The sequence below is a fragment of the Paenibacillus sp. PvP094 genome, assembly GCF_040546835.1.
GTDB classification, from domain to species: domain Bacteria; phylum Bacillota; class Bacilli; order Paenibacillales; family Paenibacillaceae; genus Paenibacillus; species Paenibacillus illinoisensis.
Window position 1 is genome coordinate 1,110,341 of the sequence record NZ_JBEPOM010000001.1, and the last position, 12,825, is coordinate 1,123,165.

Consider the following 12,825-nt stretch of genomic DNA (forward strand, 5'->3'; position numbering starts at 1 on the left):
TATGGTGATCGAGATGATTTCTAGGAAACTTCACAACCAAAATGATGTAAATACATTCCTGTAACTTTTGCTGAATCTATGTTAGATTATCATCTGGAATAATATTACATACACAGACAGGGGACATTTTGCTTGAAGAAAACATGGTTATTATCGTCAATTGTAAGTCTTTCTCTACTCGGTGGAGTACTTATGCCTATGGGGTCATATGCAGCTGCAGCAGATGATGTAAACCCTACATATTCGGATGAGTTTGATATCTACGAAGAGGATACGATTACAGATGACAACTGGTACGAGGATTTCGCCGAGGAAGAACCAGAGCTAACGGCAGAGCAACAGGAATTTGAAAATTATCTTAATCAGGTTTTTGCCCTAGAATCCTATGAGGAAAAAGCCTTTGCCGCCTTGGAAAGCATCGGCTCCAGTGTTAACTCAAGCAATCGTAAATCCATGTATCTAAAACTTACGAATACAGTTATCCCCAACTATACGAAATATGTATCCAAGTTAAAACAAATCAAGCCTACCAATCCGGAACTGAAGAAGATTCATGCCACATATGTTAAGGGGAGCTATAATCAACTTGAAGGGTACTTGCTGTACAAGAAAGCAGTGTCCAAGACCAAAGTGAATTATACCCTACTTAAACAAGGCAATGCTAAAGTAACCACTGGAGACGAACTACTTGATTATACCCAACTACAACTGTACGCCTATGCTAGAAAGATGGGTTATGATATTTAAATGTTATAGGGAATATCATCAGGGAGTCATTAATGCCGTTATTGTCGAGCTCATCGATAATGCCACATCTTATTAAAATTCAAAAAGCGACCTTTCTCCAATTAAATTGGGAACTGGTCGCTTTTGAATTACAGAATGTATAGGAAAATGTGATGCAATCCCCATTTCACTCTTGATCACAACCCCAGCTTCTGCCCTTTCTCCAAGCGCTGGATCTGCTGCTCTCCGGTATCCGCAAGTTCACGGAACTGGTTGATCGTCTCCCGCATCCGCGGTAGTGCCTCCTGCTTATATACACTGATGGAGTCCAGTGCGGACAGCACATCCGTGAAGGCCTGCTTCATCGTATCGACGGAAATGCTGGCATCATACGCCTGCTTCTGAATCGCGATACCCTGGTCCTTCAGCATCTTGGACGTGCCTGCGATCAGGTCATTGGTCGTCTGATTGAGCAATTCAATCTTCTGCAAAACAATTTTCTGATTGTACAGCGCACTAGCAACGGTTACGGCAATTTTCAGTGCCGAGATTGTCACATTCTTGGCCCGGTCGACTCCGCGGATCAATTCCTTGTTGTTGCGGATGACCACCTCAATCGCCATGATGCCCTGCTGGTTCACGACAAGCATCTGCTGCAGATCCATGACCCGCTGACGAAGCGGGAATAATACTTCTTCCGTAATAAACCGGACTTTCTCCGGGTCCTCATTCCGAACCTTCGCTGCTTCAATCTGTCCGTCGATCGACTCATCCATGAGCACACCGAGCTGGATTTCCTTTTGCAATCGTTTGGTCAGCTCCCTAAGCGTATGCTGCTCGATCTCCAGTGTCGTATTATCATTGCGCAATGTTGCCCTGCCTTTGTCCAGGGAGGTCACAATATCGGCGATGACTGCATCGGCCTTCTGGTATTTGAGAAAATAAGCCCGCAGCGGGTTGAACAATTTGCCGAGGAATCCGGTCTTGGCGAAATCGACCACGCTGGGATCGAGATCCTTGAGCTGCATGTGCAGCTCGGTCAAGCCTTTGGCAACCTGACCGCCCTCGTCTCCCGTCTTGGACAGATGTCCAACAGAGATTTGAAGCAGCGCGTTTTTCTCCGAAGAGGATCTCATGGTGTTCATGCCAAAGCCTTCAATGGACTGTAAAATCTCCTTGCGCTTATCCAGTGATTCCAGATCCAGTGACATGATCATCTCCACGTTAGCGTTCGCCACCTGCTGCAGCTCCGCCACCTCGGCCGGAACGGGCTTCACCTCTTCCTCGATAACCTTCTGAATCTCCTTCTGGCTGGGTATTTCCATCGAAAACGACATCCAAACTCCCCCTTAATTACACACTTTATAAATGAACTAATGATGATTACACTCGGCCACTACGAATGCAGTACCATCTTCTGATCGCTGTTATCCCCAGATTTCTTGATCTCCTTTTTCAGGGTAGATTACTTACTTACATCTGGACGTTAAACAGATTTCCGATCTTGTACACGACATCATCTGTATCCGCATTGATGCTGGCTGCTTCGTTAATGCTGGAGATGCTCTCCAAGGCTTTGATGTCGGCGTTGTATCCGATCGTGTAGATTGGCACTTGGTAGGTCTCGACCAGTTCACGTATATCTTTCAGTGTATGTCCCTCATTGGTCTCTCCATCACTCAGGACAAAAATCAGCGGTTTCACGTTCGGGTCAGCGGCCATATAGTCTTCCAGCATCTTCATGGCTACCACGATACCGTCAAAAGTCGCTGTACCGCCGCCTGCTTGCAAGCTATCCACGGACCCGACGAACATGGACTGCTGGTTCGTATCATACTTGGCAATCGGCAGATTCACGGTTACCCCACTGGAATAAGAAACGAGGCCAATACTATTGTCGGTGCCGAGATATTTCTGACCTTTGCGAAGAGATTCCTTCAACCGGTTCAGCGGTTCCCCATCCATGCTTCCGGATACGTCCGTAACGAATACGGCAGCGATCGGTTTACTTCCGTTCTTTTTCTCTTTCCATACCTTCTGCGCGGATAATAGAGTTCCCCCATCGACGGTCGCCAGCTCAGACTTGTAATCCTGCAAACCGTTAAATCCGAACTCTTCTGCCGACTGCTGGTATTTATCCTGAGTGACGAATTCAGCGAATTTCTGGATGATTTCCTGTTTGTTCTGCGGCAGCTGTCCCAGTGCATACAGCGGGCTGTCATGTCTTACACCAAACGGGGTAAAAACATATCCGCTCTTCAGGTCTGCGGTGTTGACGTATGTCTGGTATTCAAGCACAAAGGCATCCAATCGGCCCGACTTCGCGGCTTCACGCATCTGAATGGTTGTGGAAGCCGTAAATGGCACATTGGCCTGGAACTTCTCGAAGCCTTCAATCGCTTTTTCCCCCAGCGGATTGGAGCTATCGTACGTGTTCAATGCCGTCACAAGAAAGTTAAGTCCTGTGGAGCTGGCAAACGGGTCGGTATACCCCATTGCGAGTTCATTGTTGGCAATCGCTTCGGTTACCGTTTTGACGTTAACGGATCCGTAGGTATCAACGAGCGAATCATATTTGGCTTTGGAGATCACAATTCCGGGGACGTTGCCCACGAGCCTATCGGATACCTTCTCCGTCTTCACCCCGCTAGCGGCTACCATTTCGCCCCACAGTTCATTGGAAGGGGTATATGCATCAGGTACGTATTTGCCGGACTTGATATAATCGGCTGCCGTACCGGAAGCGATATTCCGGATTTTTACCGATACCGGTTGACCGCCCACTGTAATGTTGGCCTTGTTGAATTCTTCACTGACCTCGGTCAACCAGCCGTCTGCTCCGGTGCCTGACTTCTCAATGGAAGAGAAGATCTCTACATACTCGTTCGTGGTATTCTCAACGGTAATCGGGAACTTCGAGATATCCGGAAGGGAATCTGCCACATCAACCGGATCCAGATCAATCTGCCCCTTCACGGGTTCAGCCGTCGCTGGCGCAATGTCCGCATACAACTTGCCTAATTCTTTGCCTGCATTCTCTGTTGTCACCTGTGTACTGGATTTGCCGAAATTCGATGTCAATGTAATTCCTGCATAGACCAATCCGAACACGAGCACCAGCATCACAATTGATATGAGAAAAAACTTCCCCTTCTTCGCCATAAATGCAACCCCTCACTGTCTGTATAATTTGGTGTGCTTGATTAACTGATCAATGTCCTGCATACAGGGCATCTGTTCAATATCCCCGGCTTCAAAGCTGTCCAGGCGTGATATTTCCAGCAGCAGCTGGTCAAGTTTGAGCAGTATTTCTTCATTCGTATGAAGCGAGTCTTTTACATAGGATAGATAGTCGTTATACACTTTGGTTTTTTCCTGAACTAATTTGGGTGGAATCTTGGAGGATTTGGATTTCATCAGGGCGGCGTATTCGGCTTCATCGAACACATGGAGTCTATTCAGCACGCTTCGAATGTTGAGATACAGCAGCTTCTCCACTTCAAGCGTGACGGAGGCAAATTTCTTGTAGCTCAGCTCTCCCGGATCGAACCGCTGGTTCAGCACGTTCAGGAGCGTTTCTTTCTTTTTCTTCATCCGGCTTAGTTGCGACAATCCCAGCGTGATATCTTCTTCCAGCACTTTAATTCGTCTGTAAAAAGACAATGCTTCCACATAATCCTCATGGGTCTCGATCTGCTTGACGGGCAGGACCACCTGCTGTCTAAACAGCAGAGTGTAACTTCCGTAAATGAGGGCCATCACACTCCCGAACAGCAGGGTGACGGACAGCGCAGTGGAGAAGGCTTCACCCCGGAAGCCAAGTCCGATAAAGCCTGGCGAAAATAACAGAACATTGATGACAACGATGCCGAAAATCAGGCTCAGCCATTTTATGTATTTGGTCATGTAACAAGCTGACCTCCTTTCTCGCTATATGATGGACCAATTGTCGATATTTACCACTAAGGTATATCACTCATTGTACATGATGCTGTCTCATTCAGGTCGATGAATGTGGATATTCATAATATACGTGGCCCAGGCTCATCCCATTTCATCTCCATGGACACGTGGACAAATTTTGTAATCTCATAACAGCAGGTACAATTCGGACGAAGAAAAACATGGATTATCCGGTAACGGAAAAAGAAAGATTTACAGGTAATACGTGGAATATGGAGATTGCGTGTCATTTTTTATATAGGACGAGCCGGAAAAAGCAATCAAAAATACTCCGGGCACAGGGCACCGGAGTAACTTAAATAATATTCTATTCCAGCCTGAACAGCTGATGAAAGGGTATCGCCAGATCCGGGAACAGTTTCGATTGAATCGTCTGATCTTCCGTATACAGCCTGCGATCTTGATAGCTTCCGTCCTCTAGCGTATATACATGTACCGTCTGGTTGCCAGGATCGACAATCCAATATTCATTCACACCATATTTCTGATACAAATTAAATTTCTCGTTAAAATCCTTTAAGGCAGTCGAAGGAGACAATACTTCTATAATTAAAGACGGTGCACCGTAACAGCCATTTTTGGAGATTTGGTCCTTGGAACAAATAACTGACAGATCCGGTTGTACAACATGATCAGGTGCATCGTATTGTTCATTTTCGCTAAAATACACATCGAAGGGTGCAACAAACACATAGCATTTTTGGTTCTGCAAAAAAGTTCGCAAGGAGAAATGCAGCTCGCCCACGATAAATTGGTGCATAGAGGTCGGTGCCGGGGACATATTATAGGCTTTGCCATTAATGAGTTCCCATGTTCCTTCCCAGGTCAGCCAATCCTGAAAGCTATAGATACCTTTGTTATCCGGTTTTGCCACACATTCAACCTCCCTGATCCCTAATCGACTTTGTCCTCATTATACCATTGTGTTTGCTGATTTCCATGCGCTGCCGTTTTATGAGATCACGGATTCCGGCTTGCTTCGGGTTGTACGCACCTCTACGACTTTTCCTGCACACCCACGATCACCAATGGCCTGGAATGTTACTGTCACACTGTCTTTACCGGAGGTAACCGTCTCAGGAATATCATAGGTTGCATAAAACACTTCACCAATCTTGTTCATATGAATTCGCTGCTCACCGACTATGGTTCCATCCACCACAATGTTGAACTCTCTGGCATACCTCGTTCCTTCGCGTTCAAATGGTGAATGATCCCCGCCCCAATAGCCGACGCACAAAACATTGGTACCTGAACTTTCCACGGCCAGTTGGTAGCTGAAATATGCTCCGCTGACGCCAAAGGCTTCCCGCCACATATGCAGCCTGTTGCGGCTGTCCGTGTACGAACCGTTATGTTGCTCTGCACGGCAGTTGCTATCCAGATGATGCCCGATCTCATCCTGCTGACCATCCGGCTGCACCCTGTCGATCGTAATATCATTCAGCTCTTTCTCCAGCGCATCACCTTCATCGTTAAACGGCCAGTATACCGTATAAAACTCATGATGCACATCGTAGAACGGAATCAGCTTCACGGGTTCGCCCGTAGACGTAACATCCTTGCTAAGTTCAAACGTTAACGTACCCGCATCCACGACGCTGATCCACTCCCGGACATCCTCCTGCTCCGTCCAAATCACGGGTACCGGGGCCGTCTTCGGATTCAGGGCTGTCTCATCCACAATGGTATCTTCCGGCAGCCCTTCGCTTCCCAGAGCGCCCGCGAGTACAATGGGTCCATACAGGAAGGCGACTTTGTGGGTATCATCCCTAGACGTGTATCGGCTCAGCGACATCGGCAGGGTGATGGTGACGACATCCCCGGCGGACCATGTGCGCTGGATGGAGAGATAGCCGGCTTCCATCCGTGTATACGGATGGGCCGCATCCCCGTTGACGGTTGCCGTCATTGGCTCCTGCAGCCATGAAGGCACGCGTAGTTTTAGATTAGCCGAGGCGTTGCCTCCGGTGATCGTCAGGGTTACCTTTTCCGAATAAGGAAAGTCGGTTTCAAGCTTCAGGGATAGTCCCTGTGACGTCCAGTCCAGCCCGGATGCGATATACAGGTTCACATACAGATCCTGTTCATCTTCGAAATAGATGGCCTCGGCATATTTGCCGGGGTTCTCCATCCCTGAGCCTGTGCAGCACCACCATGCAGTATCATGTGTCCCGTAGATTTTGTAATGGCCCTGAAGGGTCGAAGCAAAATACGTTTTGTTACCTGTATCAGGGTCCTGCGTGCCCAGGATGTGATTATAGATAGCGTTCTCATAATAGTCCATGTAGGCACTGTCCGGGTTCCAGGCAAACAGCTGCTTCGTCAGATGCATCATGTTGTGGGTACAGCAGCTCTCTCCGGTTTTGATACCCAGACTTTCCATGCCCTTCGCTTCATAATGTTCCGCGATGCTCGTGGCACCGAACACATAGGAGCGATGATGAATCGTTGTGTCCCAGAAAAACTCCGCGGCCGTCCGGTAGCTCTCGTGCGAATGATCCTGATTATAAATTTCGGCTGCTCCGATTACTTTGGGAATCTGAGTATTGGCGTGCTTGCCTTGAAGGTCGTCCTGCTTATGTTCCAGGGGTCCAAGGATCAACCGATGGGTAAACTTGTTAGCAATCTCAAGGTATACGGCTATGCCCGTGATGCCATACAATTGTGCAAATACCTCATTCATGCCTCCGTGCTCACTTTGAAGCATCGTCTGCATCTGTTCTTCTGTCATCGGGAGCAATCCTTCTACCGCCCAGTCTGCAAATCGAGTAACGACTTCAAGTGCCTGACCGTTGCCTGTCCGTGTATAGGCGTCAATCAGGCCACGATAGATTTTGTGCACGCTGTACCATGGAACCCAGTATTCGCCGATATTGAATCCACCGATATGTTCGGCCCGGAATGCGATATGGAACGCTTCTTCCGTCAATCCGCCGATATATCCGCTGCCTGTTGCCTGCTGTATTCCCGCAAGCTCGGTGACGGCATAGTCCAAAGTTTGTTTGAGTGTCTTGTTGCCTGTCGCCTGATACGTCACAGCCAGAGCAGACAGATAGTGCCCCAGGGAATGTCCGCTGATCGTCCGCGCTTCCCAACCGGCATACCGCTCCTTCTTCGCGGTTAATCCGTGTGCCTCGTAACATGGGGCCAGGAACCGATCAATGTCCAGCGATAACAGGTACCGTTCCCCGACCTCTTGGGATGTTTGGAAAACCCCATTTAACAAATGCACGTGTTCGGGACCCAAAAATCCCTTTTTCGTTTCAATCATGAACTATGCTCCTCCTCATTATGTAATGATATGATGACTTTTAATATCTTTTCTGAAGCATGTGAAAGGGTAAAATCCGTGTTTCCATTTATACGTTGCATGATTACTGCCTCATATCCATCCTTGATTATCCACATGTTATCAAATAAAATACAACTACATCAGACTCATAATCCAAGAAAAGGTGGATAAATCCGTCTTATGCAAAAGCCACTCCAATATTATCTGTGCGGCAAGTTCATTACGGAAGGCAATTGGACACATATGAAGCGGATCATGCCTGTGAATGAGATCATTTTGATGCTGGAAGGCGAGATGTATATTGCGGAGGAAGATCGGCATTACGTGGTTCGCGCCAATGATCTGCTGTTTTTGCGAGCGGGGCATACCCATTATGGTTACCAGATAAGCGATGCTCCTGTCAGCTTTTACTGGGTTCACTATGACACCTTGGCTGAAGGGTTCGATCGTTATCCCACACATGTGACCATCCCGGTACCCTCGACGGCCAATCAGCTGTTCAAGCAGCTGCTGCATGTCTCGTCCTTTTCCCCCGAAGAGGCAGAAGCGGCACTTCTGCTGCTGTTAAAGGAGCTGGAGCGAAACGCGGAGGCTGGTTATCGCCCCCATAATGCGGTCGTTGACCATATCTGCAAGTGGGTTGATATTCATCTTCATACGAATATCACGGTTAGCAGGATTGCGGAGCATTTTAATTTTAACAAGGACTATATCTCCAAAATGGTGAAACGCGAAAAAGGCATCGGCTTGAAAACGTACATCCTCACCCAGCGAATTAACCGGGCCAAACAGCTGCTGCTCAATACCAATGCCAGTGTCAAAGAAATTGCCGGACAATGCGGATTCACGGACTACAAGCTATTCCTCCGCATGTTCAAGCAGTATGAAGGCAATACGCCAACGGAATACCGCAATAATCTGTATTCCACCCAGCTCAATCGTTTTTAATTGCTGGATTCGTATGAGAAGTGAAGATGGTGGCATAGACTTACTCATAGAAAATCATACGTAATCTATAGAACATTTTGATTATTCCGATAAATTTAGTTGTGTTAAGATGTGAAATAACTGTATTTCATCCACCCCATTTCAGAAGGAGAAATTGAAATGACGACAACGGCAGTCACGATTCAACCCGCTTCAGAAGCTGATCATAAAGGGATCATAGATATCCTCATTGCAAGTTATGCAGAATACAAGGATACCTTTCAGGATCAACAACGTTGGGAAGCCTACGTGAAAGACATCGAGGAATCACTGGATAATCCCTATCTCACACAATTATGGGTCGCCAAAGTGGACGATCAGATTGTGGGGACCGTGCAATTGTTCGAAACCGCACACAATGCCTATCCCAATTTTGAACTCCCGATTGATTATCCGTTCATTCGTCTGCTTGGCGTGGATCCTGCGTGGCGGGGTCACGGTATTGCCCGGGAGCTCCTCCGTCAGTGTGTTGCATCTGCCAAGGACATGGGCAAAAATACGGTGTATCTGTTCACGGGCGGGCAGATGACGAATGCCATCCGATTATATGAACGTTTTGGCTTTGTGGAGGATGAAGAATTCAGTACACGCAGCAGCGGCGGCAACGCCATCTGTTATCGTTACGATTCATGATTCATATGAGAACACATGCTATTAAGCGCAAGTTATAAACTTCAATTCAATTGAAGTGATAAGATGAAAAAAGGCCACTCATCCGAGTGGCCTTTACTATTGGAAGATGCGGCAATGTAATACTGCTTATTAACCGCCGATCTCCACCAAAATTTTCGCATGACTCTTGTCGCTCATCAGCAGTTCCAGTCCTTCTTCCACGATGTTATCCAGTTTGATTTTCTTCGTAATAACCTGTTTCACATCGAGTGCTCCTTCAGCAATGAGGGAGATGACTTCAGGGAAAATGTGGCGATATGCCAGTGTGGCCGTCAGATTCGCTTCCTTCACCAGAAGATCGAAGAAGTTCACCTGCAGTGGGTTAGGGATGGCTGCAATGACAACCACTTCTCCGCCTTTTTTGACTACTGCTACAGCACTATCCATCGTAGGTTGCACACCTGCTGCTTCATAGGCGACATCAATTCCACCCGATTGCTCCAGGATGACTTCCGTTGCATTCACTTTGGCACTGTTCACCGGAATGGCTCCCAGTTTAGCTGCCAGGTTCAGGCGTTCCTCGAATACGTCAACCGCATAGATCGTGGAAGCTCCTGCCGCTTTTGCAGATAGAATGGTCAGCAGTCCAATTGGGCCTGCACCATACACGGCTACCTTCTGTCCCACTTTCAGCTTGCTGTGGCGAACGGCATGGAAGGCTACCGCTGTAGGCTCAACAAGTGCTCCTTCTTCAAAAGAAACCTTGTCTGGCAATGGGTGCACCATATATGCTTCGACAACAACATACTCGGCAAAACCACCATCCCCATTCAAACCTACGAAGCCGAATTCGGTACACTGATTATAGCGGCCCTGGATACAGTATTCGCATTTACCGCAATGATACAATGGCTCCACCACAACACGGTCTCCTATGTTGATATCGCTTACATCACTTCCCAATTCACTGACCGTTCCGGCGAACTCATGGCCCAATGTTAATGGTGCCTGCTGACCGGAGAGCGGATGATTCTCACCTTCTTGAATCCCTACACCATGGTGATAAGCATGCAAGTCACTGCCGCAGATCCCCGCATATTCCACTTTAATTTTGACTTGTCCGGATCCAGCAACCGGAACTTCACGTTCTTCCACTCGAACATCTTTATGGCCGTACCATACTGCTGCTTTCATGTAAATCCATCCCCTTTAGTTGAGCTTATAAATAGCTTGTCTATGTATTATATCGCCGTTCACTTATTATTCATATTTATAGATACTAATGTTAATATTAGTAGCAGTAATGTTAAAACGGAGATGAACCCATGAATCTGGAACAGCTTGAATATGTCGTTGAAATTGCCAAAACCCAATCGTTTTCCGCCGCCTCGGAGCACCTTCATGTTACCCAATCGGCCATCAGTCAGTCTATCCATCGTCTGGAAAAGGAGCTTGGCCTGGTCCTGTTCGAACGCTCCCGGCAGGGGACGCACCCCACAACAGAAGGCAAACAATTCATTGCCAAGGCCCTGGACATTTTGCAACGGGTTGATGAATTGAAATCGCTGAATGTGGAAGCATCCTGCCTGACAGGCGACCTGCATGTAGCGACCTTTCCCAGTGTCATGCACTACCTAGTCCAGACCACTGCCGATATGAAACGGGAGCATCCTCTACTGAACATTTCCATTGAAGAGAAAGGTTCCATGGAGATTATCGAAGATATCCGGAACAACAAGGCACACCTGGGCTTCATTGCCATCTACACGAAACAGCTGCGTGAATTCGACGGACTGCATTTCAGCCCCATGTATTCCGGCAAACTGGTTGTGGGCACCCACCATCAATCCGATCTGGCCAAGCTGAATCGGGTGACGCCGGATCAATTGAAGGAGCATCCCCTCGCGCTGTACCGCGATGGCTTCATAGAAGATTTCATTAAGGATTTCACATACGATTATGGAGCATTATCCATCCTCTTCAAGACCAACAATTCGGAAGCGATCAACACGGTGCTTAGAAACAATATAGCAGCCAGCATCGGCCACGACTTCTCTTTCTACCAGAACACATTGTGGAAAGAAGGGCTTGTGAAGATGGTGGAGATTGCCTCCATCGACCAGCCCAAGATGCAAATTGGCTTCGTACAGACCGAGTCCAAGGAGGTTGCCGTTGCGGCCGAACGATTTGCCCAGAAGTTCAGACAAGCGATCGAGCTGGATTATCTCAAAAATTAATTGATTTGAGGACATCTTTATCCGTTCGTCCTGGTTCACACCAAAAAAGGCACGCCGTTACTGGATATGTCTCGCTTCACATCAATCACTGTGCCAGCTTCAATTGGACGGAACTTTGTCGCTGCCTGCTTGAGGTGAAATTGTTACGTTTAATTCAAATAAAAAAACTCCAACGTGTTCGTCAGAGTTTTCGGTATTATTCTTTGCATGATCCACCCTTGTCGCTATTATTGCTGTCCAGTTGTTTCAGTGCAGCCCGGTGCTTTTTCGTTTCCAAATCAGCTTGTCTTACAGGGATGGGTAATCGACTTTCTTTGTTAATTAACGCCAGGGTCACTTCTGTAGCCGTATTGATATCGATCCCATTGCCACAGGAGACGAAGATCGGTTTAACCTGTGAATGCGTTCGCAGTGCACGCCCATAGACTTCACCGTTAATCACAATATCCGTGAATTTACCTGATTCGCTTCCTGGCATCTCATAGTCCGTGTCTTGAATTCGGAGATAACTCTTGGCGATGCCGATGGTAGGCTTGTTGAGGTAAAACGAAGCATGTGTGGCGATCCCCATATGCCGAGGATGCAGATATCCGTTTCCGTCAAACATGACCAGATCCGGATCATTCTCCAGTTGTTTGAATGTATCCAGAATGAGCGGCAGCTCTCGAAAAGACAGATACCCCGCGATGTAGGGCACCTTGATCTCATCCTGCAAGGACTTCGTTTCCACAATCTCATGGGTAAAGTAGTCCACTACACAAATGCAGCACACCGCAAATGTACGGTCTCCATCCTCCCAGTACGCCAGATCGACTCCTGCCACGAGATGGACATCTTCCATGTTGAAGCTGTTCTGCAAGTTAATTCTTGTCACCAGCTCCCGCTGGATCTGATCAAAGGTTTCTTCGTTAAATGATTTAGGGGGCAAAATGTTAAGTTGATTCAATGGGCACCTCTCCGTTGGATTTGTTAAGGAATATTTGTATCACAGTAGGGGAGAAAAAC

At 47.4% G+C, this 12,825-nt stretch carries 11 protein-coding genes; 4 read left to right on the forward strand and 7 right to left on the reverse strand.

The window, feature by feature from the left end; genetic code table 11:
* The first annotated feature begins 132 nt into the window (after positions 1 to 132).
* Entirely contained in the window at positions 133 to 747 is a 615-nt protein-coding gene (locus ABIC22_RS05275) for a hypothetical protein (RefSeq protein ID WP_354479020.1), read from the forward strand.
* Between the two features lie 176 nt (positions 748 to 923).
* Here the strand turns inward: ABIC22_RS05275 and ABIC22_RS05280 are convergent, their stop codons facing one another.
* From ABIC22_RS05280 to ABIC22_RS05300, 5 genes are all read right to left on the reverse strand, one after another.
* Positions 924 to 2,063 (reverse strand): toxic anion resistance protein, encoded by a 1,140-nt coding sequence (locus ABIC22_RS05280; RefSeq protein ID WP_354479022.1) that lies wholly within the window; start codon positions 2,061 to 2,063, stop codon positions 924 to 926.
* Positions 2,064 to 2,199: 136 nt separating this feature from the next.
* Complete coding sequence (locus ABIC22_RS05285) at positions 2,200 to 3,888, reverse strand: vWA domain-containing protein (RefSeq protein WP_354479025.1); 1,689 nt, start codon at positions 3,886 to 3,888, stop codon at positions 2,200 to 2,202.
* 12 nt (positions 3,889 to 3,900) lie between these two features.
* Positions 3,901 to 4,632 (reverse strand): hypothetical protein, encoded by a 732-nt coding sequence (locus ABIC22_RS05290; protein ID WP_354479028.1) that lies wholly within the window; start codon positions 4,630 to 4,632, stop codon positions 3,901 to 3,903.
* 364 nt (positions 4,633 to 4,996) lie between these two features.
* A complete protein-coding gene (locus tag ABIC22_RS05295; RefSeq protein WP_127538458.1) occupies positions 4,997 to 5,563 on the reverse strand; it encodes a Uma2 family endonuclease in 567 nt (188 codons plus the stop codon).
* Between the two features lie 78 nt (positions 5,564 to 5,641).
* On the reverse strand, positions 5,642 to 7,963 hold the full coding sequence (locus tag ABIC22_RS05300) for a beta-L-arabinofuranosidase domain-containing protein (RefSeq protein WP_354479031.1): 2,322 nt from the start codon (positions 7,961 to 7,963) through the stop codon (positions 5,642 to 5,644).
* Between the two features lie 201 nt (positions 7,964 to 8,164).
* On the opposite strand from ABIC22_RS05300, the gene ABIC22_RS05305 reads away from it, so the two are divergent.
* The gene (locus tag ABIC22_RS05305) at positions 8,165 to 8,932 is read left to right on the forward strand and encodes a helix-turn-helix transcriptional regulator (RefSeq protein ID WP_354479033.1); all 768 of its coding nucleotides are present in this window, start codon (positions 8,165 to 8,167) and stop codon (positions 8,930 to 8,932) included.
* A 159-nt stretch (positions 8,933 to 9,091) separates the two neighbouring features.
* On the forward strand, positions 9,092 to 9,604 hold the full coding sequence (locus ABIC22_RS05310; RefSeq protein ID WP_354479036.1) for a GNAT family N-acetyltransferase: 513 nt from the start codon (positions 9,092 to 9,094) through the stop codon (positions 9,602 to 9,604).
* Between the two features lie 129 nt (positions 9,605 to 9,733).
* On the opposite strand, the gene ABIC22_RS05315 is transcribed toward ABIC22_RS05310, so the two are convergent.
* Positions 9,734 to 10,777 carry a 2,3-butanediol dehydrogenase gene (locus tag ABIC22_RS05315; protein ID WP_193723264.1) on the reverse strand — a complete coding sequence of 348 codons (1,044 nt, stop codon included), beginning with the start codon at positions 10,775 to 10,777 and terminating at the stop codon, positions 9,734 to 9,736.
* Between the two features lie 131 nt (positions 10,778 to 10,908).
* Between ABIC22_RS05315 and ABIC22_RS05320 the strand changes: the two genes are divergently transcribed.
* Entirely contained in the window at positions 10,909 to 11,820 is a 912-nt protein-coding gene (locus ABIC22_RS05320; protein ID WP_354479040.1) for a LysR family transcriptional regulator, read from the forward strand.
* Positions 11,821 to 12,016: 196 nt separating this feature from the next.
* Here the strand turns inward: ABIC22_RS05320 and ABIC22_RS05325 are convergent, their stop codons facing one another.
* Positions 12,017 to 12,766 (reverse strand): endonuclease V, encoded by a 750-nt coding sequence (locus ABIC22_RS05325; protein WP_354479043.1) that lies wholly within the window; start codon positions 12,764 to 12,766, stop codon positions 12,017 to 12,019.
* Positions 12,767 to 12,825 lie beyond the last annotated feature (59 nt).

Excerpts from the sequence above, each read along its gene's own strand:
- ABIC22_RS05280 (WP_354479022.1), bottom strand. The coding sequence starts at position 2,063 with ATGTCGTTTTCGATGGAAATACCCAGCCAGAAGGAGATTCAGAAGGTT.
- ABIC22_RS05290 (WP_354479028.1), bottom strand. The coding sequence starts at position 4,632 with ATGACCAAATACATAAAATGGCTGAGCCTGATTTTCGGCATCGTTGTC.
- ABIC22_RS05305 (WP_354479033.1), top strand. The coding sequence starts at position 8,165 with ATGCAAAAGCCACTCCAATATTATCTGTGCGGCAAGTTCATTACGGAA.
- ABIC22_RS05315 (WP_193723264.1), bottom strand. The coding sequence starts at position 10,777 with ATGAAAGCAGCAGTATGGTACGGCCATAAAGATGTTCGAGTGGAAGAA.
- ABIC22_RS05320 (WP_354479040.1), top strand. The coding sequence starts at position 10,909 with ATGAATCTGGAACAGCTTGAATATGTCGTTGAAATTGCCAAAACCCAA.
- ABIC22_RS05300 (WP_354479031.1), bottom strand. The coding sequence starts at position 7,963 with ATGATTGAAACGAAAAAGGGATTTTTGGGTCCCGAACACGTGCATTTG.
- ABIC22_RS05310 (WP_354479036.1), top strand. The coding sequence starts at position 9,092 with ATGACGACAACGGCAGTCACGATTCAACCCGCTTCAGAAGCTGATCAT.
- ABIC22_RS05285 (WP_354479025.1), bottom strand. The coding sequence starts at position 3,888 with ATGGCGAAGAAGGGGAAGTTTTTTCTCATATCAATTGTGATGCTGGTG.